The organism is Vibrio sp. L3-7 (assembly GCF_963898195.1).
Classification (GTDB): domain Bacteria; phylum Pseudomonadota; class Gammaproteobacteria; order Enterobacterales; family Vibrionaceae; genus Vibrio; species Vibrio echinoideorum.
This window is the reverse complement of sequence record NZ_CAWQUW010000074.1, coordinates 206,142-229,348: the sequence shown is the minus strand read 5'-3', so window position 1 is coordinate 229,348 and position 23,207 is coordinate 206,142. Positions and strand designations below refer to the sequence as shown.

General features: G+C 44.6%; 19 protein-coding genes and 2 tRNA genes. 16 read left to right on the top strand and 5 right to left on the bottom strand.

The features are described 5' to 3' along the window. Window positions 1-8: 8 nt before the first annotated feature. From AACW75_RS26505 to rpoC, 11 genes are all read left to right on the top strand, one after another. A tRNA-Gly gene (locus AACW75_RS26505) sits at window positions 9-83 on the top strand. A 13-nt stretch (window positions 84-96) separates the two neighbouring features. Then, window positions 97-172, top strand: a tRNA-Ile gene (locus AACW75_RS26500). 94 nt (window positions 173-266) lie between these two features. Then, window positions 267-1,451 (top strand): elongation factor Tu, encoded by a 1,185-nt coding sequence (tuf, locus tag AACW75_RS26495; protein ID WP_135457668.1) that lies wholly within the window; start codon window positions 267-269, stop codon window positions 1,449-1,451. A 223-nt stretch (window positions 1,452-1,674) separates the two neighbouring features. Beyond that, the gene (gene secE / locus AACW75_RS26490; protein ID WP_017073785.1) at window positions 1,675-2,052 is read left to right on the top strand and encodes a preprotein translocase subunit SecE; all 378 of its coding nucleotides are present in this window, start codon (window positions 1,675-1,677) and stop codon (window positions 2,050-2,052) included. Window positions 2,053-2,065: 13 nt separating this feature from the next. After that, window positions 2,066-2,614, top strand: a complete 549-nt coding sequence (gene nusG / locus AACW75_RS26485) for a transcription termination/antitermination protein NusG (protein ID WP_012605006.1) — start codon at window positions 2,066-2,068, stop codon at window positions 2,612-2,614. 213 nt (window positions 2,615-2,827) lie between these two features. Continuing rightward, window positions 2,828-3,256, top strand: coding sequence for a 50S ribosomal protein L11 (gene rplK, locus AACW75_RS26480; protein ID WP_010435555.1), 429 nt, complete (start codon window positions 2,828-2,830; stop codon window positions 3,254-3,256). A gap of 4 nt (window positions 3,257-3,260) precedes the next feature. Then, window positions 3,261-3,965, top strand: coding sequence for a 50S ribosomal protein L1 (gene rplA, locus AACW75_RS26475; RefSeq protein ID WP_017073783.1), 705 nt, complete (start codon window positions 3,261-3,263; stop codon window positions 3,963-3,965). Between the two features lie 244 nt (window positions 3,966-4,209). Further along, window positions 4,210-4,704: a 50S ribosomal protein L10 gene (gene rplJ, locus AACW75_RS26470; protein WP_017073782.1), complete on the top strand. Its 495-nt coding sequence runs from the start codon at window positions 4,210-4,212 to the stop codon at window positions 4,702-4,704. A 57-nt stretch (window positions 4,705-4,761) separates the two neighbouring features. Beyond that, complete coding sequence (gene rplL, locus AACW75_RS26465) at window positions 4,762-5,127, top strand: 50S ribosomal protein L7/L12 (protein ID WP_004729770.1); 366 nt, start codon at window positions 4,762-4,764, stop codon at window positions 5,125-5,127. Between the two features lie 236 nt (window positions 5,128-5,363). Continuing rightward, entirely contained in the window at window positions 5,364-9,392 is a 4,029-nt protein-coding gene (gene rpoB, locus AACW75_RS26460; protein ID WP_029224890.1) for a DNA-directed RNA polymerase subunit beta, read from the top strand. A gap of 90 nt (window positions 9,393-9,482) precedes the next feature. Next, the gene (gene rpoC / locus AACW75_RS26455) at window positions 9,483-13,685 is read left to right on the top strand and encodes a DNA-directed RNA polymerase subunit beta' (protein WP_029224889.1); all 4,203 of its coding nucleotides are present in this window, start codon (window positions 9,483-9,485) and stop codon (window positions 13,683-13,685) included. A gap of 331 nt (window positions 13,686-14,016) precedes the next feature. On the opposite strand, the gene AACW75_RS26450 is transcribed toward rpoC, so the two are convergent. After that, window positions 14,017-14,514, bottom strand: a complete 498-nt coding sequence (locus tag AACW75_RS26450; protein WP_017073780.1) for an Rsd/AlgQ family anti-sigma factor — start codon at window positions 14,512-14,514, stop codon at window positions 14,017-14,019. A gap of 164 nt (window positions 14,515-14,678) precedes the next feature. On the opposite strand from AACW75_RS26450, the gene nudC reads away from it, so the two are divergent. Both nudC and hemE read left to right on the top strand, forming a co-directional pair. Next, complete coding sequence (gene nudC, locus AACW75_RS26445) at window positions 14,679-15,488, top strand: NAD(+) diphosphatase (RefSeq protein ID WP_145570047.1); 810 nt, start codon at window positions 14,679-14,681, stop codon at window positions 15,486-15,488. Window positions 15,489-15,799: 311 nt separating this feature from the next. Continuing rightward, window positions 15,800-16,867 (top strand): uroporphyrinogen decarboxylase, encoded by a 1,068-nt coding sequence (hemE, locus tag AACW75_RS26440; RefSeq protein ID WP_145570046.1) that lies wholly within the window; start codon window positions 15,800-15,802, stop codon window positions 16,865-16,867. Window positions 16,868-16,974: 107 nt separating this feature from the next. Here hemE and AACW75_RS26435 read toward each other — a convergent pair whose 3' ends face one another. Together AACW75_RS26435 and AACW75_RS26430 are read right to left on the bottom strand one after the other, a co-directional pair. After that, entirely contained in the window at window positions 16,975-17,568 is a 594-nt protein-coding gene (locus AACW75_RS26435; RefSeq protein ID WP_135457672.1) for a uracil-DNA glycosylase family protein, read from the bottom strand. Continuing rightward, window positions 17,568-18,494, bottom strand: coding sequence for a D-2-hydroxyacid dehydrogenase (locus AACW75_RS26430; protein ID WP_135457673.1), 927 nt, complete (start codon window positions 18,492-18,494; stop codon window positions 17,568-17,570). The genes AACW75_RS26435 and AACW75_RS26430 overlap by 1 nt, the downstream gene beginning before the upstream one ends. Window positions 18,495-18,565: 71 nt before the next feature. On the opposite strand from AACW75_RS26430, the gene AACW75_RS26425 reads away from it, so the two are divergent. Then, window positions 18,566-19,153, top strand: a complete 588-nt coding sequence (locus AACW75_RS26425; RefSeq protein ID WP_029224888.1) for a YjaG family protein — start codon at window positions 18,566-18,568, stop codon at window positions 19,151-19,153. A 146-nt stretch (window positions 19,154-19,299) separates the two neighbouring features. Here the strand turns inward: AACW75_RS26425 and AACW75_RS26420 are convergent, their stop codons facing one another. Beyond that, complete coding sequence (locus tag AACW75_RS26420) at window positions 19,300-20,448, bottom strand: CNNM domain-containing protein (protein WP_017073775.1); 1,149 nt, start codon at window positions 20,446-20,448, stop codon at window positions 19,300-19,302. A 270-nt stretch (window positions 20,449-20,718) separates the two neighbouring features. Here AACW75_RS26420 and hupA point away from each other — a divergent pair, with 270 nt between their 5' ends. Beyond that, entirely contained in the window at window positions 20,719-20,991 is a 273-nt protein-coding gene (hupA, locus tag AACW75_RS26415; protein WP_004729753.1) for a nucleoid-associated protein HU-alpha, read from the top strand. Window positions 20,992-21,037: 46 nt separating this feature from the next. Further along, entirely contained in the window at window positions 21,038-21,736 is a 699-nt protein-coding gene (locus tag AACW75_RS26410; protein ID WP_145570045.1) for a DUF1481 domain-containing protein, read from the top strand. A 166-nt stretch (window positions 21,737-21,902) separates the two neighbouring features. On the opposite strand, the gene purD is transcribed toward AACW75_RS26410, so the two are convergent. Then, window positions 21,903-23,192 (bottom strand): phosphoribosylamine--glycine ligase, encoded by a 1,290-nt coding sequence (gene purD, locus AACW75_RS26405; protein WP_145570044.1) that lies wholly within the window; start codon window positions 23,190-23,192, stop codon window positions 21,903-21,905. Window positions 23,193-23,207: the final 15 nt, after the last annotated feature.

Sequence of the window (23,207 nt, the reverse complement as noted above, 5' to 3'; positions counted from 1 at the left end):
TACGTGTTGCGTGCATCGTATAATGGCTATTACCTCAGCCTTCCAAGCTGATGATGCGGGTTCGATTCCCGCTGCACGCTCCAACTCATTTTGTGTGCTGATATAACTCAGTCGTTAGAGCACACCCTTGATAAGGGTGAGGCTCCTAGTTCGACTTTGGGTATTAGCACCAGTCTAAAGCTTCTTATCCTTTAATAAAGAAAACTATTTTTTTGGTTGCGTGGTCTAATTTTAAGCCACCTAATCCGTACCTAGAGGGACACCCCATGTCTAAAGAAAAATTTGAACGTACGAAACCGCACGTAAACGTTGGTACTATCGGCCACGTTGACCACGGTAAAACAACTCTAACTGCTGCTATCTGTACTACACTTGCAAAAGTGTACGGCGGTGTTGCTAAAGATTTCGCATCTATCGATAACGCTCCAGAAGAGCGCGAGCGCGGTATCACAATCGCAACTTCTCACGTTGAGTACGATACTCCTGCACGTCACTACGCACACGTAGACTGTCCTGGACACGCCGATTATGTTAAAAACATGATCACTGGTGCTGCTCAAATGGACGGCGGTATCCTAGTTGTTGCTGCTACAGATGGCCCTATGCCACAAACTCGTGAGCACATCCTACTTGGTCGTCAAGTTGGTATCCCTTACATCATCGTATTCATGAACAAATGTGACATGGTTGATGACGAAGAGCTACTTGAGCTAGTAGAAATGGAAGTTCGTGAGCTTCTTTCTGAGTACGAATACCCAGGAGACGACCTTCCAGTAATTCAAGGTTCTGCACTTGGCGCTCTAAACGGCGAAAAGCAGTGGGAAGACAAGATCGTTGAGCTTGCAGAAGCACTAGATTCTTACATTCCACTTCCAGAGCGTGCTGTTGATCTACCGTTCCTACTTCCTATTGAAGATGTATTCTCAATCCAAGGTCGTGGTACAGTAGTTACTGGTCGTATCGAACGCGGTATCCTACGTGTAGGTGACGAAGTAGAAATCGTTGGTATCAAAGAAACTACTCTTACTACTTGTACTGGTGTTGAAATGTTCCGTAAACTGCTTGACGAAGGTCGTGCAGGTGAGAACGTTGGTGCACTTCTACGTGGTACTAAGCGTGATGACGTTGAACGTGGCCAAGTACTTTCTGCTAAAGGTTCAATCAACCCACATACTAAGTTCGAGTCTGAAGTATACGTACTTTCTAAAGACGAAGGCGGCCGTCACACTCCTTTCTTCAAGGGTTACCGTCCACAGTTCTACTTCCGTACAACTGACGTAACAGGCGATATCACTCTACCTGAAGGCGTAGAAATGGTAATGCCAGGTGACAACGTTCAAATGACTGTTGAGCTAATCGCTCCAATCGCAATGGACGAAGGTCTACGTTTCGCAATCCGCGAAGGTGGCCGTACAGTTGGTGCTGGTGTTGTAGCTAAAATCTTTGCATAAGATTTGACGAACCACTAGTAAAAAGGGCATCATTTGATGCCCTTTTTCTTCGCTGAAAAAAGAGTTGGATGTTTTGGCATCAATTTTAGCTCTTAGCAAAGAATTAAACGGTCTTTTTGACTAAAATGACTGTTAGATGTGTTGTTTTGCAACGCAAAGGAATGTGCCCTGCAACAGCGGGGTTATTGTCGTCTATATTTAAGACTTATCACAGGTTGGTTTTATGAAAGCAAACGCTGAAACTCCTGATAGCTCAGGTGCAGCAGATACAATGAAGTGGGTAGTCGCTTTTGTACTGTTGGCTGCTGCTGTTGTGGGTAATTACCTGTATGGTGAATTGTCTGTTGTAATTCGCGCTGCAGGTGTAGTTGTGCTGATTGCTGCCGCACTAGGCGTTGCAGCAACAACAGTTAAAGGTAAAGCTGCGATCGATTTTGCAAAAGAATCTCGTATGGAGATTCGTAAAGTTGTTTGGCCTACTCGCCAAGAAACTATGCAAACTACATTGATCGTTTTAGCTGTATGTATTGTTATGTCTCTAGTGCTTTGGGGAATTGACGGCATTATGGTCCGTTTAGTTTCTCTAGCGACTGGGGTGTAGAGGGTTCTGATTCATGAGTGAAGCTCCAAAAAAACGTTGGTATGTAGTTCAAGCCTTTTCTGGCTATGAAGGTCGTGTATCTCAATCGCTACGCGAACATATTAAAATGCACGACATGGAAGAATTCTTTGGTGACGTTTTAGTACCTACTGAAGAAGTAGTGGAAATGCGTGCAGGTCAACGCCGTAAAAGCGAACGTAAGTTCTTCCCAGGTTACGTATTAGTGCAAATGATCATGAATGATGAATCATGGCACTTAGTACGCAGCATTCCTCGTGTTATGGGCTTCATTGGTGGTACCTCTGATCGTCCAGCACCAATCACTGATAAAGAAGCTGATGCTATCTTGAACCGTCTAGAGAAAGCGAGCGAGTCTCCACGTCCTAAGACAATGTTCGAAGCGGGTGAAGTGGTTCGTGTTAACGATGGTCCATTTGCTGACTTTAACGGTACTGTTGAAGAAGTGGATTACGAGAAGAGCCGTATTAAGGTATCTGTATCGATCTTTGGTCGTGCAACACCTGTTGAGCTTGAATTTGGTCAGGTTGAAAAACTGGACTAAGACTCGATTGATTTGAGTAAGCTGTTGATAACTATTTAACAAGCTGTTCAAAATAAAAGAGTATAAAAAATCACCTTTTTAGGGTTGTTAAAGGCGCGAATTATGATTATAATTTCGCGCCTTTTTACTTCCTATGAAGTGAAAAGAAATTAATGCAATTAAGGGGAGCTTGCCTCGTGGCTAGCGCATGTACCCAAATATTTAGGAAATATCATGGCTAAGAAAGTTGAAGCTTATATCAAACTGCAAGTTGCAGCTGGTATGGCAAACCCAAGTCCACCGGTTGGTCCTGCTCTAGGTCAACACGGCGTGAACATCATGGAATTCTGTAAAGCGTTCAACGCAAAAACAGAATCTGTTGAGAAAGGTCTACCTACTCCAGTTGTTATTACTGTATACAACGACCGTTCTTTCACGTTCGTAACTAAGACTCCACCTGCTGCTGTTCTTCTTAAGAAAGCTGCTGGCGTTAAGTCTGGTTCTGGTCGTCCAAACACTGAAAAAGTGGGCACAGTAACTGACGCTCAAGTACAGGAAATCGCAGAAACTAAAGCTGCTGATATGACTGGTGCTGACATCGAAGCAATGAAGCGTTCTATTGCTGGTACTGCTCGTTCAATGGGCCTAGTGGTAGAGGGATAAGATCATGGCAAAACTTACTAAGCGTATGCGCGTTATTCGCGACAAAGTTGAAGCAACTAAAGAATACGAAATCAACGAAGCTATTGCTCTTCTTAAAGAACTAGCAACTGCTAAATTCGTTGAGTCTGTTGATGTAGCTGTTAACCTAGGCATCGATGCTCGTAAATCTGACCAAAACGTACGTGGCGCAACTGTGCTACCTCACGGTACTGGCCGTGAAATCCGCGTTGCTGTGTTCACTCAAGGTGCAAACGCAGAAGCAGCTAAAGCAGCTGGCGCAGATATCGTTGGTATGGAAGATCTTGCTGAGCAAGTGAAAAAAGGCGTAATGGACTTTGACGTTGTTGTTGCTTCTCCAGATGCAATGCGCGTTGTTGGTCAACTAGGTACAATCCTAGGTCCACGCGGTCTAATGCCAAACCCTAAAGTTGGTACTGTAACTCCTAACGTTGCTGAAGCAGTTAAAAATGCTAAAGCTGGTCAGGTTCGTTACCGTAACGACAAGAACGGCATCATCCACACTACTATCGGTAAAGCATCTTTCGAAGCTAACCAGCTTCAAGAGAACCTAGAATCACTTCTAGTAGCTCTTAAGAAAGCTAAACCTTCTTCAGCGAAAGGTACTTTCCTGAAGAAAGTAAGCATCTCTACTACGATGGGTGCTGGTGTTGCTGTTGATCAAGCTAGTCTTGATACTCAAGCAAACTAATTTGCTTAGGCGCAGATTTAGTGTATACTTCTGCGCCTAATATTTGTGGTTGGGTGGTTTTTGAAGCAATTCATAATCGTCTATCCCAAGACCGTAGGCGCCGAACCTTTTTAAGGTAAAGCTTAATAAAACCTACGTAGGCGATGTTGTGGTTTGAAATGAATTTATTCATTTTTAAATAACGTCGTAAACGCTCAGTGTATTTTATATTGAGTGCTGTAATCACAACCAGAGGTTAATCCAAATGGCTTTAAATCTTCAAGACAAAAAAGCAATTGTTGCTGAAGTCAACGAAGCAGCCAGTGGTGCACTTTCTGCAGTTGTAGCTGACTCTCGTGGCGTTACTGTTGGCGCGATGACTTCTCTACGTAAACAAGCTCGCGAAGCGGGTGTTTACATGAGAGTTGTTCGTAACACACTAGCACGCCGTGCAGTAGAAGGTACTGAGTATGAGTGTCTACAAGACACATTTACTGGTCCTAGCCTACTTGCATTCTCTAATGAGCACCCTGGTGCTGCTGCGCGTCTTTTCAAAGACTTCGCTAAAGAGAACAAAACATTCGAGATCAAAGCTGCTGCATTTGAAGGCGTAGTTACTGATGCTGATGTACTAGCGACACTACCAACTTACGACGAAGCTATCGCACGCCTAATGATGTGCATGAAAGAAGCTTCTGCTGGCAAGCTGGTTCGTACTATCGCTGCTGTTCGCGACCAAAAAGAAGAAGCTGCGGCATAAGCCTTGCTTTTCACTGGTTGCTATTTAAACTTATTGTTGACTTAAAAGAGAATTGTTATGTCTATTACTAACGAGCAAATCCTAGACGCAGTTGCAGAAATGTCTGTAATGCAAGTTGTTGAGCTTATCGAAGCTATGGAAGAAAAATTCGGTGTTACTGCTGCTGCTGCAGTTGTAGCTGGTGGTGCTTCTGCTGAAGCTGCTGCTGAGCAAACTGAATTCGACGTTATCCTTACTGGCGCTGGCGCAAACAAAGTACAAGTTATCAAAGCTGTACGTGGCGCAACTGGCCTAGGTCTTAAAGAAGCTAAAGGTCTTGTAGACTCAGCTCCTGCAGCGCTTAAAGAAGGCGTTGACAAAGCTGAAGCTGAAGCTCTTAAAGCACAGCTAGAAGAAGTTGGCGCTTCTGTTGAAATCAAGTAATTATTACTTAATTTCCTAGCCGCAAGGCTAATGGCTGGTGGTTTATTAACCACCGGCCTTTTTGCGCTGTAGGGCTATGACGAATTTTCCCGCTGTTTAAATGTCATAGGCTGAGCAAAAAAAATAGTCATTTTTTCGAAATGATTGTTCACTACAGTAAACAGCTGTTTGTCACCGCCCCCTCTTAAGAGTGTTTTGGGTGGTTTGGGTCACTTATCAGCGAGCTGAGGAACCCCATGGTTTACTCTTATACCGAGAAAAAGCGCATCCGTAAGGATTTTGGTACTCGTCCACAAGTTTTGGACATTCCATACCTGTTATCGATCCAGCTAGATTCTTTCGATAAATTCATCGAACAGGATCCTGAAGGTCAATACGGTCTTGAAGCTGCTTTCCGTTCTGTATTTCCAATTCAGAGCTACAACGGCAATTCTGAGCTGCAATACGTTAGCTACCGTCTTGGTGAGCCAGTTTTTGACGTTAAAGAATGTCAAATCCGCGGTGTTACTTACTCAAAGCCACTACGCGTAAAACTACGTCTAGTTATCTTTGACCGAGATGCACCAGCAGGTACTGTAAAAGACATTAAAGAACAAGAAGTCTACATGGGCGAAATTCCGCTTATGACAGACAATGGTACTTTCGTAATTAATGGTACCGAGAGGGTTATCGTATCCCAGCTGCACCGAAGCCCAGGCGTGTTCTTCGACAGTGATAAGGGTAAGACTCACTCATCAGGTAAAGTTCTTTATAACGCACGTGTAATTCCTTACCGTGGCTCATGGTTAGACTTTGAGTTCGATCCTAAGGATAACTTATTCGTACGTATCGACCGTCGTCGTAAGCTACCAGCATCGATTATCCTTCGCGCACTTGGTAAATCGACAGAAGAGATCCTAGATCTGTTCTTCGACAAAGTGAACTTCGAAGTGAAAGACCAAACTCTACTTATGGAGTTGGTTCCTGATCGTCTACGTGGTGAAACTGCGTCATTCGACATCGAATCAAATGGTAAGACTTACGTTGAGACTGGTCGCCGTGTTACTGCTCGCCATATCCGTCAACTTGAAAAAGATGGCGTTGAGCTCATCGAAGTACCAGTAGAGTACATCGTTGAAAAGATTGCTGCGAAAGATTACATCAACGAAGCAACTGGCGAGATCATTGTTGGCGCAAACCAAGAGATCAGCCTAGAGGCACTTGCTAATTTATCTCAAGCAGGTCACAAGACTCTAGAAGTACTGTTCACGAATGACCTAGATCATGGTCCATTCATGTCAGACACTCTACGTGCAGATAGCACAGTAGATCGCATCTCTGCATTGGTAGAAATCTACCGTATGATGCGTCCTGGCGAGCCACCAACAAAAGAAGCTGCAGAATCATTGTTCGAAAGCCTATTCTTCTCTGAAGATCGTTACGACCTATCAACTGTAGGCCGTATGAAATTCAACAGCTCTATCGAGCGTGAAGAAGAAGAAGAGCGCGGTACTCTGGATGAATCAGACATCATTGAAGTGATGAAGAAACTGATTGGCATCCGTAACGGTAAAGGCGAAGTGGACGATATCGACCACCTTGGTAACCGTCGTATCCGTTCTGTAGGTGAAATGGCAGAAAACCAATTCCGTGTTGGTTTAGTTCGTGTAGAACGTGCCGTTAAAGAACGTCTAAGCCTTGGTGACCTTGATGCAATTATGCCTCAAGACCTAATCAACGCTAAGCCGATCTCTGCTGCAGTTAAAGAATTCTTTGGCTCTTCACAGCTTTCACAGTTTATGGACCAGAACAACCCATTGTCAGAAGTTACGCACAAGCGTCGTATTTCTGCTTTAGGTCCAGGCGGTCTAACTCGTGAACGCGCAGGCTTTGAAGTACGTGATGTTCACGTAACTCACTACGGTCGTCTATGTCCGATCGAAACGCCTGAAGGTCCAAACATCGGTCTGATTAACTCGCTATCTGCTTTTGCGCGTTGTAACGATTACGGTTTCCTAGAAACTCCGTACCGTCGCGTTGTAGATGGTGTAGTAACAGAAGAAGTTGATTACCTGTCTGCAATCCAGGAAGGTCAATTCGTTATCGCGCAGGCAAACACGGTTCTTACTGAAGAAGCGACGTTTGCTGATGAGCTAATCACTGCTCGTCAAAAAGGTGAATCTGGTCTTCACCCACGCGATCACGTTGACTACATGGACGTTGCGACAAACCAAGTAGTATCTATCGCTGCTTCGCTTATCCCGTTCCTAGAACACGATGATGCGAACCGTGCATTGATGGGTGCGAACATGCAACGTCAAGCGGTACCAACATTGAGAGCTGATAAGCCTCTAGTCGGTACTGGTATTGAACGTAACATCGCAGTTGACTCTGGTGTTACAGCGGTTGCTAAACGTGGTGGTCAAGTTCAGTCTGTTGACGCTTCTCGTATCGTAGTTAAGGTTAATGAAGATGAATTGGTACCTGGCGAAGCTGGTATCGATATCTACAACCTAACTAAGTACACGCGTTCGAACCAAAACACATGTATTAACCAACGTCCAACTGTACTTCCTGGTGAACCAGTTGCACGCGGCGATGTTCTTGCTGATGGTCCTTCAACTGACCTTGGTGAACTTGCTCTTGGCCAAAACATGCGTATCGCGTTCATGCCTTGGAATGGTTACAACTTCGAAGACTCGATCTTAGTATCTGAGCGCGTAGTTCAAGAAGACCGTTTCACGACAATCCACATCCAAGAACTGTCTTGTGTGGCTCGTGATACTAAGCTGGGCTCTGAAGAGATCACAGCTGATATTCCAAACGTAGGTGAGTCTGCTCTATCTAAACTAGATGAGTCAGGTATCGTTTACATTGGTGCTGAAGTTAAGGGTGGCGACATCCTAGTTGGTAAAGTAACCCCTAAAGGTGAAACTCAACTGACTCCTGAAGAAAAGCTACTACGTGCAATCTTCGGTGAAAAAGCATCTGATGTTAAAGATACGTCACTACGTGTACCAAACTCTGTTTCGGGTACTATCATCGATGTACAAGTCTTCACTCGCGATGGCGTAGAGAAAGACAAACGTGCACTTGAAATCGAACAGATGCAGCTTAAAGAAGCTAAGAAAGACCTAACTGAAGAGTTCCAAATTCTTGAGGGTGGCCTTCTTAACCGCGTTAGAGCTGTACTTCTGTCTGGTGGTTACTCTGAAGCTAAGCTTGATACTATCGGTCGTAAGCAATGGCTAGAGCAAGTTCTAGAAGACGATGCGCTACAAACACAGCTTGAGCAACTTGCTGAGCAGTGGGATGAGCTAAAAGCAGACTTCGATAAGAAGTTTGAAACTAAGCGTCGTAAAATCACTCAAGGTGATGATCTAGCGCCTGGCGTTCTTAAGATTGTTAAAGTTTACCTAGCGGTTAAACGTCGTATCCAGCCTGGTGATAAAATGGCCGGTCGTCATGGTAACAAAGGTGTAATCTCTAAGATTAACCCTGTTGAAGACATGCCATACGATGAGAAAGGTCAGCCTGTAGACATCGTACTTAACCCACTGGGTGTACCATCGCGTATGAACATTGGTCAGATCCTAGAAGTTCACCTAGGTTTGGCTGCGAAAGGTATCGGTGACAAGATCAACGAAATGCTTAAGGAACAACAAGAACTGCATAAGTTCCGTGAGTTCCTACAGAAAGTTTATGATCTTGGTGATACTCGTCAGAAAGTTGATATTGCTGAACTGTCTGATGATCAAGTTCGTACACTGATCAAGAACCTACGTGGCGGTCTACCGATTGCTACCCCTGTGTTCGACGGTGCTTCTGAGTCTTTAATCAAAGATCTATTAAAACTGGGTGATCTGCCAGAATCTGGTCAGCTTAAACTGTTTGATGGTCGTACTGGTGATTCGTTTGAGCGTCCTGTAACTGTTGGTTACATGTACATGCTGAAACTGAACCACTTGGTTGATGACAAGATGCATGCTCGTTCAACTGGTTCTTACAGCCTAGTAACTCAGCAACCACTTGGTGGTAAAGCTCAGTTCGGTGGTCAGCGTTTCGGTGAGATGGAAGTATGGGCACTAGAAGCATACGGTGCTGCATATACTCTACAAGAAATGCTAACAGTTAAGTCAGATGACGTTAACGGCCGTACTAAGATGTATAAGAACATCGTAGACGGTAACCATAGCATGGAACCTGGCATGCCAGAGTCGTTCAACGTACTGTTGAAAGAGATTCGCTCGCTAGGTATCAACATCGAGCTAGAAGACGAAGAGTAATCCTTCTTTTTTATAAAGAAGATTGGATTACTTGGTAAAGGGGGCTCACTTTAGTCGGTGAGCTCCTTTAACTCCTTACAGGAGCTGAATGTGAAAGACTTATTAAACTTTCTAAAAGCACAGCATAAGACCGAAGAATTTGATGCAATCAAAATCGGTCTCTCTTCACCAGACACGATCCGTTCGTGGTCTTTTGGTGAAGTTAAAAAGCCGGAAACAATTAACTATCGTACGTTCAAACCTGAACGTGATGGTCTGTTCTGTGCACGTATTTTTGGTCCAGTTAAAGACTACGAATGTCTTTGTGGCAAATACAAGCGCCTGAAGCACCGTGGTGTTATCTGTGAGAAGTGTGGCGTTGAAGTTACACAAACTAAAGTTCGTCGTGACCGTATGGGCCACATCGAGCTAGCTTCACCAGTTGCTCACATCTGGTTCCTTAAATCACTACCGTCTCGTATCGGTCTACTAATGGATATCCCTCTACGTGATATCGAACGTGTTCTTTACTTCGAAATGTACGTAGTAACTGAACCGGGTATGACTGATCTAGAAAAATCTCAGATGCTTACTGAAGAAGAGTATCTGGATCGCCTAGAAGAGTGGGGTGACGAATTCACTGCTAAGATGGGTGCTGAAGCGATCAAAGATCTGCTTTCAACAATGGACCTTCATCAAGAAGTGGAAGAAATGCGCGAAGAGTTGGAAACAACTAACTCTGAAACTAAGCGTAAGAAAGTTACTAAGCGTTTGAAGCTAGTTGAATCATTCATCTCATCAGGCAACAAGCCTGAATGGATGATCTTAACTGTACTTCCAGTGCTACCGCCAGATCTACGTCCTCTAGTACCTCTAGATGGCGGTCGTTTTGCGACTTCAGATCTGAACGACCTTTACCGTCGTGTGATTAACCGTAACAACCGTTTGAAGCGTCTTCTAGAGCTAGCGGCTCCAGACATCATCGTACGTAACGAAAAGCGTATGTTGCAAGAGTCTGTTGATGCCCTTCTAGATAACGGTCGTCGCGGTCGTGCAATCACGGGTTCTAACAAGCGTCCTCTGAAATCTCTTGCTGATATGATCAAGGGTAAACAAGGTCGTTTCCGTCAGAACCTTCTTGGTAAGCGTGTAGACTACTCTGGCCGTTCTGTAATCACAGTAGGTCCATACCTTCGTCTGCATCAGTGTGGTCTTCCTAAGAAGATGGCACTTGAGCTATTTAAACCATTCATCTACAGCAAGTTAGAGACTCGTGGCATGGCTACGACAATCAAAGCTGCTAAGAAAATGGTAGAGCGCGAAGAAGCGATCGTTTGGGATATCCTAGACGAAGTTATCCGCGAACACCCAGTACTGCTTAACCGTGCACCTACACTTCACCGTCTAGGTATCCAAGCGTTTGAACCAGTACTAATCGAAGGTAAAGCGATTCAGCTTCACCCATTAGTGTGTGCGGCATACAACGCCGATTTCGATGGTGACCAAATGGCTGTACACGTGCCTCTAACTTTAGAAGCACAGCTAGAAGCTCGTACCCTAATGATGTCGACGAATAACATTCTGTCGCCAGCATCAGGTGATCCGATCATCGTTCCTTCTCAGGATGTTGTATTGGGTCTTTACTACATGACACGTGACAAGATCAACGTGAAAGGTGAAGGTATGTACCTTGCTGGCCCTGAAGAGGCTGAAAAGGCATACCGTACTAAGACTGCTGAGCTACATGCTCGCGTTAAAGTACGTATCACTGAAACTGTAGTAGACGAAGACGGTAATAGCACAACGAATACTGGCTTAGTTGATACGACTGTTGGTCGTGCAATGCTATGGCAGATCGTTCCATCTGGCCTGCCGTACAGCATCGTTAACCAGAAGTTAGGTAAGAAGCAAATTTCTAACCTACTAAACGAGTGTTACCGTAAGCTTGGTCTTAAAGATACAGTAGTATTCGCTGACCAAATCATGTACGCAGGTTTTGCATACGCTGCACTTTCAGGTGTTTCTGTAGGTATCGACGATATGGTCGTACCTCAAGCGAAATACGATGAAATTGAATCTGCTGAAGAAGAAGTTCGTGAAATCCAAGAGCAATTCCAATCTGGTCTTGTTACTGCGGGTGAGCGTTACAACAAAGTTATCGATATCTGGGCATCTACGAATGACCGTGTTGCGAAAGCAATGATGGATAACCTATCTTCTGAAACAGTTATTAACCGTGACGGCGAAGAAGAACAGCAAGAATCGTTCAACAGCATCTACATGATGGCCGATTCAGGCGCACGTGGTTCTGCAGCTCAGATTCGTCAGCTAGCAGGTATGCGTGGTCTGATGGCGCGTCCAGATGGTTCTATCATCGAAACGCCGATCACAGCGAACTTTAAAGAAGGTCTAAACGTCCTTCAGTACTTTATCTCAACGCACGGTGCTCGTAAGGGTCTTGCGGATACAGCACTGAAAACAGCTAACTCGGGTTACCTAACTCGTCGTCTAGTAGACGTAGCACAAGACGTTGTAGTTCACGAACATGACTGTGGCACGCATGAAGGTATCGACATGATGCCTCATATCGAAGGTGGTGACGTTAAAGTTGCACTTTCTGAGCTTGCTCTTGGTCGTGTAGTTGCTGAAGATGTTCTTAAGCCTGGTACTGAAGATGTACTGATTCCACGTAATACTCTGATTGATGAGAAGTGGTGTCAAATCATGGAAGACAACTCTGTAGATAGCATGAAAGTGCGCTCAGTTGTTACCTGTGATGCAGACTTCGGTTGTTGTGCACAGTGTTACGGTCGTGACCTAGCACGTGGCCACCTGGTAAACCAAGGTGAAGCAGTTGGTGTTATCGCTGCACAATCTATCGGTGAACCTGGTACACAGCTAACGATGCGTACGTTCCACATCGGTGGTGCGGCATCTACTGCAGCAGCAGAGAACAGCATCCAAGCTAAGACAACTGGTACTGTGAAACTTCACAATGCTAAGTTCGTAATCAACAAAGACAAGAAACTGGTTATCACTTCTCGTGCATCTGAGATGACGATTATTGATGAATTCGGCCGTACTAAAGAGAAGCACAAACTTCCTTACGGTTCGATGCTAACCAAAGGCGACAACGCAGCAGTAACTGCTGGTGAAGTTGTAGCTAACTGGGAAGCGCATACCATGCCAATCATCACTGAAGTGGCAGGTCGTATCCAATTCGTAGATATGATCGATGGTATTACAGTTTCTCGTAACACTGACGATTTAACAGGTCTTTCTTCAAGTGAAGTAACAGACCCAGCAGCTCGCCCAGCAGCAGGTAAAGATATGCGTCCAGCTATCAAACTTGTTGATGAGCAAGGTAACGACGTAATGATCCCTGGTACTGATATGCCAGCTCACTACTTCCTACCTGGCAAAGCGATTGTAAACATCGAAGATGGCGCTGAAGTTGGCATTGGTGACACACTATCTCGTATCCCTCAAAAATCGAGCGGAAACAAAGATATCACCGGTGGTCTGCCTCGCGTAGCTGACCTATTCGAAGCTCGTAAGCCTAAAGAGCCTGCGATCCTTGCTGAGCACACAGGTACTGTGTCGTTTGGTAAAGAAACGAAAGGTAAGCGTCGTCTAGTAATCACTCGTGAAGGCGGTGACGCTTACGAAGAGATGATTCCTAAGCACCGTCAATTGAACGTGTTCGAAGGTGAGAAGATTGAACGTGGTGATGTAATCGCCGACGGTCCTGAAACTCCACACGATATCCTGCGTCTACGTGGTATCCACGCTGTGACTCAGTACATCGCGAACGAAGTTCAAGAAGTTTACCGCTTACAAGGCGTAAAGATTAACGATAAGCACATCGAGACTATCGTTCGTCAAATGCTACGTAAGTGTACAATCACTCATTCTGGTGACTCTCCGTTCCTACCTGGCGAACAAGTTGAGTACCACAATGTTAAGATTGCTAACCGTAAGCTAGAAGCTGAAGGTAAAGAACTAGTACGTTTCGAACGTGATCTACTAGGTATTACTAAAGCATCTCTTGCAACTGAGTCATTCATCTCAGCTGCATCGTTCCAAGAAACGACTCGCGTACTAACAGAAGCTGCGGTTTCTGGTAAGCGTGATGACCTTCGCGGTCTGAAAGAGAACGTAATTGTTGGTCGTCTGATCCCAGCTGGTACTGGTTTCGCATACCACCAAGAGCGCCAGAAGCAACGTGAAGAAGAGTTAGAAGGTCCTTCAGCTGAACAAGCTACTGACAATCTAGCAGCACTTCTAAATGCTGGCTTCTCTTCAGAAGAGTAAGCTCTACGAGTAGTCTCTAAGAGATAAGAAAAAAGGCACCTTCGGGTGCCTTTTTTGTTTCTGACGGATTAGTGCATTAGTGACGTATAGAGATGCAATTATTGCTTTTGGTCGGACTTGATCATGACGATCTTCTTGAGGATGATTTTATGGAGTCTTTGGGTCTTTAGAAGACTAGTTGGTAGAGTTTAAATTGACTTAGAAATGTCGGGTATTACCAAGCAATGAGTCGTAGTGGAGAGTTAATAGCCCATTACTGCAGTACAATTTAGGTAATCTATAGATAAAACAAAAAGCTTGCACAGAGGCAAGCTTAGAGATATTAAGCCAATTAAGCTCCTGGTGGAACTGCTAGGCTATCGGCAATTTGTTGTATCAGTTGATCTTCTACCTCAAACCTCGCCTCAATAATCTCACCAATCAGAGACAAATCACTATCAAAGCTTTCTAGTGCATCACTAGCTTCAATGGCGGCATACTTATCGGTAAAGTTGAGTAGTGGCTCAGTGGTGAGAACTATATGACCATAAGATTGGTTAATTTCGTCTGTTGCTTTGAAACCAGTAGAATGCCATTTGTCCATCACCATGTCATAGATTTTAAAATGACCTTCGGAGATATAGTCAACAAGATGTTGGCTGAATTTTTGGAGCGCTTCTGGAGAGGGAAGCTCAGTGATAGCGGGTGTTTTTGATGATGAAGGCTTTAGAGCGGCAAGCTTACAATACTCGACGATTAGAGACTGTCGAGTTTCTAGCCAATGATCGATGACCTCATTAGAGCCACCCCATTGTTCTTGTACTTGTTTGAATTTATTTAGCATGACCATGTCCTCATGATCTGATCACAACCTTGTGATCAAGTAATTGCCTAAGCAAGGTCCGTTTATTGGTATCTACTAAAAGTAATAGTTTGAATTATTCTCTGCTACAACTCTAGTATGAAATTAGATTGCCAGTAAAATGAACGAACTGCAAGCAATGAGGCATAGGGATGTTAAAAAAAAGTGATAACAAAATGACAGATCAAGCTTATTGGTGCGTTGTTTCAGGTAGTGATATTTGGGTGAATAATGATCAGATTCCTTATGGCTCTGCCGAGGAATTAGGTCTTAGTGTTGAACATGCGATCTGCATCGGTCAGCATCAAGGTCATACTGTGTATTGGCTCAACGACTGTGATGTTGAGAGTGAACTGACCATGGTAAATCTGAGAGAGTTACTTCATTGGCCTGAATCTGTTTTCCTTATTGCAAGCAAAGCAATCCAATATGGGCATATGACGCAAAGTATGCGGTTCTGTCCTCAATGTGGTGGGCGTAATCATCTTAATCACAATCAAGTTGCAATGCAGTGTGGAGACTGTCGAACTCTTCATTATCCTCGTATCTTCCCATGCATCATTGTCGCTGTACGAAACGACAACAAGATATTGTTAGCTCAGCACCCAAGACATAAAACAGGGATGTATACCGTGATAGCGGGCTTCTTAGAAGTCGGAGAAACCTTAGAGCAGTGTGTTGCTAGAGAAGTCAAAGAAGAAACGGGCGTTGATGTGGATAATATTCGTTACTTTGGCAGTCAGCCATGGGCTTTTCCATCCAGCATGATGATGGGTTTTCTCGCAGACTACGCTGGTGGTACGCTCAAACCGGATTACAGTGAACTGTCGGATGCTCAATGGTTTGATGTGACAAGGTTGCCTGATGTTGCCCCTGTGGGAACCATTGCGAGACAATTGATTGAACAAACAGTTAATGATGTGATGACGAAAGGTTTAGAGAATCAAGTTATTGAACATTAATCTGAGCATTAAATAGATCCCAATAGTATTTGGCCTATGGATGGTCAAAAGCTAAAAAAAACCCTCCACAAGTGGAGGGGGTAAGTAAGATGTCGTTATGAGATGCTGAGTAGTGACTACTCAGATGTTATAATTGTAATTTTCGCTAGCGAACAAATTTTTAACATGCTCCCGTAATTGGGTGCAAATTAAGCATTGATTTAAAAGTTAATAACTTGATCTAGGTTGCAAAGCACACAGCTTTTACCCCTAAATCAGTGTTAGAATACTCGCCATCAAAACTAGACAAGATTGAATTGGAATTTAACGGAATGACCGAATTAAAAAACGATCGCTATTTACGCGCACTTTTAAAACAGCCTGTTGATTACACACCGGTATGGATGATGCGCCAAGCTGGCCGATACCTTCCAGAGTACAAAGCAACGCGTGCAGAAGCAGGCGACTTCATGTCTTTGTGCAAAAACGCGGAGCTTGCATCTGAAGTAACACTTCAACCTTTGCGCCGTTTCCCGCTTGATGCGGCAATCTTGTTCTCTGACATCCTAACTATCCCTGATGCAATGGGCTTAGGCTTGTACTTTGAAACAGGTGAAGGTCCTAAGTTTGAACGTCCTATCACATGTAAAGCTGACGTAGAGAAGATTGGCCTACCTGATCCAGAAGGTGAGCTTCAATACGTAATGAATGCCGTTCGTCAGATCCGTAAAGACCTGAAAGGCGAAGTGCCATTGATTGGTTTCTCTGGTAGCCCTTGGACGCTGGCAACTTACATGGTTGAAGGCTGCAGTTCGAAGGCATTTACTAAGATCAAGAAGATGATGTATGCAGAGCCACAAACGCTGCACTTACTTCTAGATAAGCTTGCTGACACTGTTATTGAATACTTGAACGCGCAAATTAAAGCGGGTGCACAATCGGTAATGGTATTCGACACATGGGGTGGTGTACTTACTCCGCGTGACTACAACTTGTTCTCACTGCAGTACATGCACAAAATTGTAGATGGCCTAATCCGTGAAAACGAAGGTCGCCGTGTACCGGTTACTCTGTTCACTAAGAACGGTGGCATGTGGCTAGAATCTATCGCAGCAACTGGCTGTGATGCAGTTGGCCTAGACTGGACAATCAATATTGCTGATGCAAAAGCACGTATTGGCGATAAAGTGGCTCTACAGGGCAACATGGACCCATCAGTACTTTACGCACAGCCTGAGCGTATCCGTGAAGAAGTCGGTACTATCCTTGAAGGTTTTGGTGACGGCGGTACTGGCCACGTATTTAACCTTGGCCATGGTATTCACCTAGATGTGCCACCAGAGAATGCTGGTGTATTTGTGGACGCCGTTCACGACCTATCTAAGCCATATCATAAGTAATTAAGTATGTGTTTTTAGAAGAAGCGCTGTCGAGAAATCGGTAGCGCTTTTTTATTGCCTTCTGATCTGCATCTAAGATCTGCTTATTCTCGCTGGCGTGCAGCTAATTAGGTATTTGGATCATGGTAGGCCAAATGCTCAGAGATGTGTTTTCTGATATACGGAATGACATCATTCTCAAACCAAGGGTTCTTCTTAAGCCAGATGTTATTGCGTGGTGAAGGGTGGGGAAGTGGTAAAAATTCTGGAGCCCAAACCTGCCAGTTGCGTACTGTTTCAGTGAGCGTGCTGGTGGTTTTATTTGTTAGGTAATAGTTTTGTGCGTATTGGCCAATCAGTAGTGTCATTTGGATGTTGGGTAGCGATTGCAGCACTTTTTTATGCCAAAGCTCCGCACACTCTTTGCGTGGTGGGAGATCGCCACTCTTGCCCTTTCCTGGATAACAAAACCCCATAGGTACAATGGCAACCTTCTGTTCGTCATAAAAGGTATCTCTATCTATTCCCAACCAATCCCTTAATCGTTCACCACTGGCGTCGTTCCAAGGTATAGACGATTCATGAACCTTGATGCCCGGAGCTTGTCCTATGATCAATAAGCGGGCGTTTGAATGCGCTTGAATCACAGGATTAGCCCCATGTGAGAGGTGAGGCTCGCAGGCTCGGCATTGTCGTATTTCGGTGAGTAACGATGAGGACATCAGTAACCTTTGTCGAAGTCGATGGTGTGACTCAGTTTAAAGCCATCTCTCCACTGTTTGTAATTCTCAGCGAAGATCTCCACGACCTGTCTTGGCTCACTTAGAGCTGCAATGTGTGGGGTGATGGTTACTTGCGGTAACTTCCAAAACGGGTGTTCTTGCGTGAGGGGTTCGCATTCAAAGACATCCAAGAAAGCGTGTTCAACCCGTTTATTCTTAATCGCAAGCAATAACGCTTTATTGTCTACGCTTTCCCCGCGACCGACATTAAACAACAATACGTTAGAGCAGTAGCTTAAGGTGGTTTGATTCAGTAGTTGGTATGTCTCATCCGTTGATGGCAGTGTGTTCACCACAATATCCGCTTGTTTGAGGGCGGCTTCTAATTCATTAATGTGGAAAGTGTCTTTGAAGGTTTCTTGCTTTGATGGGATACCTGTCCGGTTGACCCCAATCGTATGGATACCAAACGCAGAAGCGGCTTTCGCCAAATGGCTGCCAATTGAACCTGTTCCCAAAATCACCATGGTTTTGTCGGTTAGGCTGGTATAAAGCTGTGGTTGCCAGTTTCGCTGTTGTTGTTGCTGGTGGTAATGAGTGAAATGTCTAAAGTGGCTGATTGTGTAACCCAATACGTATTCGGCAATGGCAGGGCCGAAGATGCCTTTGACGTTAGTCAACGTGTAGTCCTGACGTAAATTCGGTTGGGTTAATTTGTTGATCCCTGCATAGGTACTTTGCACCCAATCCAGATGCTTAAACTCATCAAGACGCTCTGCGATCAGCGGAGGAGAGGCCAAGACGATCTCCGCTAACTCGGGGTTTGAGGTGATTTCTAGGTCAGGTAAATCTCGGTTTACAATCAGTTGCGTGTAAGTATCGTCATGCTCGGTAAGAATATAGAGCTTATTCGTAAAATTGTTCATCGGCCTACCTTTTCCATCCTAGGTTTATCAAGTACACTTTCGCTGTCTTTTTCTGCAATTATTGAGTGACTATGCTTCAGAATCCACTGCAGGTTCGTCTAGAAAAGTTAGAACCTTGGCAACAAATTACCTTTATGGCGTGTCTATGTGAGCGTATGTACCCTAACTATGCCATGTTTTGTGAGAATACAGAATTTGCGGAAGCTCGAATCTATCGTGATGTGTTGGATAGCATTTGGGAAATCCTAACCGTTAAAACGGCAAAGGTGAATTTTGAGCGTCAACTTGAGAAAGTTGAAGAGCTATTCCCTAGTGGTGATGATTTTGATTTTTATGGTGTTTACCCAGCAATGGATGCATGCCAAGGTTTAGCTACACTTATTCATGGATTACTTGATCGTGAGCATATGCTTGAAGCTGTGATTAAAGTGAGTCAACAATCTGTGAAGACGGTTGCTGAGCTTGAGTTTGCTCAAGGCGCTGAAGAAGTAACGAACGAAAACCAGAAAGAAAACGAAGCCGTGTGTGAAGAGTGGGACGTTCAATGGGCGATCTTCCGACCACTACGTGAAACGGATGAGCGTGACCTAGAGCTGATCAAAGACCTACGTCACGAATTGCGTGAAGACCCAGTAAGTAACATTGGTGTCGCTTTATAATTGGTTTCTGTGCCATCGCTACATGCATCTACATAAAGTGATAGCATTATGCGTAGTCGCTACGCTCACGCTGTAGTGAACCAGTATTAAGAAAAACAAAGGCTCCCTAGGGAGCCTTTGTTTTATCTGGTGGTGTGAAGCCTGGATTAAGAATCTTTTTTCTCTTCTTTCAGTGTTTTGTCATCATTCTCTGATTTTGAGTCTGAAGCATCGTTGTCTGTTAGAGCTTCTTTTGGCTTGTCTTCTTCATCGCGGTTCTCGATAACGCCGTGTGTCTCTTTCCATGTTTCCCAGCGTTGGAATGCAAGTTCTTGCATGTCTGTGGTTTTGTCCGCTTCGTCGACAATCTCTTCACCAACCAAATGTTCGAAGATATCTTCTAGGGTAATGATGCCCTGAATCGTACCGTATTCATCAACTACCAAAGAGAGTTGAAGGCGATTTGCCATCATTTGATCAAATGCTTTTGCTAAGCCCATGTTGTTCAGTAATACGTGGATAGGGCGCATTACTTCACCCAGAGCTTTCTCGCCACAACCCGCTTGTTGTAATCTAAACAGCTCCAGACGGTGTACAAAACCAATGATGTTGTCAGTTTGCTCGCTGTAGACCAATGGACGAGAGAACGGTGTATCTTTGTGTTGTTCAAGGAACACATTGATGCTCATTTCTGCATCGACACGGAACACAACCGGACGCGGTGTCATGATTTGAGTCACTGGCACATCTTGAATGCCTAATAGGTTGCTCAAGATCTTTGATTCGCCTTCTGCGAACTCACCGCTTTCTTTTGCCAAGATAGCCATCGCCGATAGTTCATCACGCATTTTTGGTGCTTGGTGACCACGAGCAAGGCGCTTTGTGATCTGCTCTGAGAACCATACGAATGGTGTTAGGAAGAACACCATCCAGCGAAGCACTGTTGATGATGCTGGAGCAAGTTGACGCCAGTAGGTCGCTCCAATCGTTTTTGGAACAATTTCAGACAGAACCAAAATACCCAAAGTTAGTACGGCAGAGAATACACCTAACCATTGGCTACCAAAAACCACAGCCGCTTGTGCACCTGCTGTCGCCGCACCAATAGTATGTGCGATGGTGTTGAGCGTTAAAATTGACGCGAGCGGGCGGTCAATATCTGTTTTCAGTTTGTCTAAAGACGCGGCTGCAGGGTGCCCATTTTGTTTTAGTTGAGCAATGTAACTTGGACTGATACTCAAGAGTACAGCTTCCAAAACAGAACAAATGAAAGAAACTCCAATAGCAATGGAGACGTAAATAGTTAGCAGCAGCATGTTTGCCCTTAAATTAAATTGTACGCTTTGTCAGCGATTCAGCGTGGATTATAGAGAATAAGTAGTGGTTAGGTCATCATTAATTTCACACTCAACCCCTTTTAAACAAGGGCTTGCCATAGAAAATCAGTAACAAATTGTGAGTTGTTACTCATATTATGGCTAAAACTACGGCATTAGAGCTAAAGATCGACGACAAACCTTTGCCAGATGGGGCATTTATGTTTTAGAGTGAATTGAATTCAAAAATACAAAGAAGGGAAACCTAAAATGAACAAGACTCAATTAATCGACTTTATTGCTGAAAAAGCGGACCTTTCGAAAGCACAAGCTAAAGCGGCTCTAGAAGCAACTCTTGGCGGCGTGACTGATGCTCTTAAAGATGGCGATCAAGTTCAGCTAATTGGTTTTGGTACTTTTAAAGTAAACCACCGTGCAGCTCGCACTGGTCGTAACCCAAAAACTGGTGATGAGATCCAAATCGCTGCTGCAAATGTTCCAGCATTTGTTGCAGGTAAAGCGCTGAAAGATTCAGTGAAATAATCTAAACTGTACCGAGGTAGTCGTATTCCACCTCGGTACAGGTTTTATGAAAAAAACATTTCTTCTCGTTTCACTCTTATCTACATTTATTATTGGCTGTTCTTCAACAAGCCCTCGTACTAACCTAGAGCAATTTGAAACCTACACCGGCGGCCAAGTCATGGGCGACGCGACAAGTTTCTACTGGGTCACCAACAAGCTAACACAACCTCATACTTCTGCTGACTATGTCACCATGGGCGATTACGGCTGGTACAAAACTGACTATGTTTGGTCGGAAGATGTGCTTCGTGAATTTGTGCGTGAAGGTGAGTTACGCGATGATTCACTTGCGTTGGTTCCATATCGTGTACATGTGCGCTTTAATCAGTCTGGTGAGGCTGTGTATCAACAGTATCGTATTGGTAAAAAAGTATTACCGTTACAGTCGGTTCAGCTCGACAGATATAAACAGGAAGCGACATCCGTTCTCGATGTTACCGAGAAGCAAAATGATGAAGGGTTAGAGCTTTTGCAGGGCTATTGGAATGGCAAAACGTTTCAGACTTGTTCTGGTAAGCAGTTTGATGACTTTGAGTTCAACCAAACATTGCCTAATTTTGTGATTAACCGTTTATCGTCTGTAGAGAGCTATGGTGCTTTTGTCGGTAAAGCGTCTTTGAGAAAATTGTCGGTTGCTGAGTTTTTGATATTGGCAGATGAAAATCATGAGTGTGTATCAAGGCCCTCATTGTTGAAAGAATAGAGACCGCTTAAATAGTATCAGAGCATTTGGCCTACTGTAGGCTAAGTGCTTATTTGTCTGTACAGGTACGAATAAGCAATAAAAAGGCGCCTATCGAGGCGCCTTTTCTTTTTATTCAGTTGCGGTCATTCAGTTACTGCCATTCGAATTTAGCGAATGATACTGATTACTGCTCTTGCTCGCGCGCAATCGCACGGTAACCAATGTCATTGCGGTGGAACATACCGTTCCAGCTAACTTGCTTAGTTAGCGCGTAAGCGCGCTCCTGAGCTTCAGAAACCGTGTTACCAAGTGCTGTTGCACAAAGTACTCGGCCGCCATTAGTCACAACATCGCCAGCTTCGTTATTTGTAGTGCCTGCGTGGAAAACTTTTTGGCCTTCAACTTCGCTTGTTGGTAATGAAATTACATCACCTTTTGCGTAGTCAGCAGGGTAGCCGCCGGCTGCAAGAACAACACCGATAGAAGCTCGTGGATCCCACTTCGATTCCGCTTCGTCTAGTTTCTCGTCGATAGCCATTAGGCAAAGCTCAACAAGATCCGATTCCATACGCATCATAATAGGTTGCGTTTCTGGGTCGCCAAAGCGGCAGTTGTATTCGATAACCTTAGGCGTACCGTCTGCATCGATCATTAGGCCAGCATAAAGGAAACCTGTGTAAGGAGCGCCTTCCGCGTCCATGCCACGTACCGTTGGGTAGATAACTTCTTCAAGGATACGGTTATGGATTTCTGGAGTCACAACCGGCGCAGGAGAGTAAGCTCCCATGCCGCCCGTGTTAGGGCCTGTATCTTTGTCGCCAACACGTTTGTGATCTTGGCTGGTGGCCATAGGAAGTACGCTAGAACCATCAACCATCACGATGAAGCTTGCTTCTTCGCCTTCAAGGAATTCTTCGATAACCACTCGGCTGCCCGCTTCGCCGAATGCGTTGCCTGCTAGCATATCTTTGATTGCGTCTTCAGCTTCTTCAAGGGTCATCGCAACGATAACACCTTTACCAGCGGCAAGGCCGTCAGCTTTCACTACAATTGGAGCGCCTTGCTCACGAACGTAAGCGATAGCGGGTTCAATCTCAGTGAAGTTTGAGTAGTAACCTGTCGGGATATCATGACGAGCTAGGAAGTCTTTTGTGAATGCTTTAGAACCTTCAAGCTGTGCTGCGGCTTGAGTAGGACCAAAGATTGGCAAACCTACTTCGCAGAATGCATCAACCACACCAATAACTAACGGAGCTTCAGGGCCCACGATAGTCAGTTCAATTTTCTTCTCTTGAGCAAACGCGACTAAACCAGCGATGTCTTCAACGCCAATCTTTACGTTCTCAAGTTTAGGCTCTAGCGCAGTACCTGCGTTGCCTGGAGCAATGAATACTGTTTCAACATTTGGGTTTTGTGCTGCTTTCCAACCCAAAGCATGTTCTCTACCGCCAGCACCGATGATTAATACGTTCATGTTTCAATCCTTAAG

Bases quoted from the DNA above. Each gene is read 5' to 3' on its own strand.
- tuf (WP_135457668.1), top strand. From the start codon at position 267: ATGTCTAAAGAAAAATTTGAACGTACGAAACCGCACGTAAACGTTGGT.
- secE (WP_017073785.1), top strand. From the start codon at position 1,675: ATGAAAGCAAACGCTGAAACTCCTGATAGCTCAGGTGCAGCAGATACA.
- nusG (WP_012605006.1), top strand. From the start codon at position 2,066: ATGAGTGAAGCTCCAAAAAAACGTTGGTATGTAGTTCAAGCCTTTTCT.
- rplK (WP_010435555.1), top strand. From the start codon at position 2,828: ATGGCTAAGAAAGTTGAAGCTTATATCAAACTGCAAGTTGCAGCTGGT.
- rplA (WP_017073783.1), top strand. From the start codon at position 3,261: ATGGCAAAACTTACTAAGCGTATGCGCGTTATTCGCGACAAAGTTGAA.
- rplJ (WP_017073782.1), top strand. From the start codon at position 4,210: ATGGCTTTAAATCTTCAAGACAAAAAAGCAATTGTTGCTGAAGTCAAC.
- rplL (WP_004729770.1), top strand. From the start codon at position 4,762: ATGTCTATTACTAACGAGCAAATCCTAGACGCAGTTGCAGAAATGTCT.
- rpoB (WP_029224890.1), top strand. From the start codon at position 5,364: ATGGTTTACTCTTATACCGAGAAAAAGCGCATCCGTAAGGATTTTGGT.
- AACW75_RS26450 (WP_017073780.1), bottom strand. From the start codon at position 14,514: ATGGTCATGCTAAATAAATTCAAACAAGTACAAGAACAATGGGGTGGC.
- nudC (WP_145570047.1), top strand. From the start codon at position 14,679: ATGTTAAAAAAAAGTGATAACAAAATGACAGATCAAGCTTATTGGTGC.
- hemE (WP_145570046.1), top strand. From the start codon at position 15,800: ATGACCGAATTAAAAAACGATCGCTATTTACGCGCACTTTTAAAACAG.
- AACW75_RS26435 (WP_135457672.1), bottom strand. From the start codon at position 17,568: ATGTCCTCATCGTTACTCACCGAAATACGACAATGCCGAGCCTGCGAG.
- AACW75_RS26430 (WP_135457673.1), bottom strand. From the start codon at position 18,494: ATGAACAATTTTACGAATAAGCTCTATATTCTTACCGAGCATGACGAT.
- AACW75_RS26425 (WP_029224888.1), top strand. From the start codon at position 18,566: ATGCTTCAGAATCCACTGCAGGTTCGTCTAGAAAAGTTAGAACCTTGG.
- AACW75_RS26420 (WP_017073775.1), bottom strand. From the start codon at position 20,448: ATGCTGCTGCTAACTATTTACGTCTCCATTGCTATTGGAGTTTCTTTC.
- hupA (WP_004729753.1), top strand. From the start codon at position 20,719: ATGAACAAGACTCAATTAATCGACTTTATTGCTGAAAAAGCGGACCTT.
- AACW75_RS26410 (WP_145570045.1), top strand. From the start codon at position 21,038: ATGAAAAAAACATTTCTTCTCGTTTCACTCTTATCTACATTTATTATT.
- purD (WP_145570044.1), bottom strand. From the start codon at position 23,192: ATGAACGTATTAATCATCGGTGCTGGCGGTAGAGAACATGCTTTGGGT.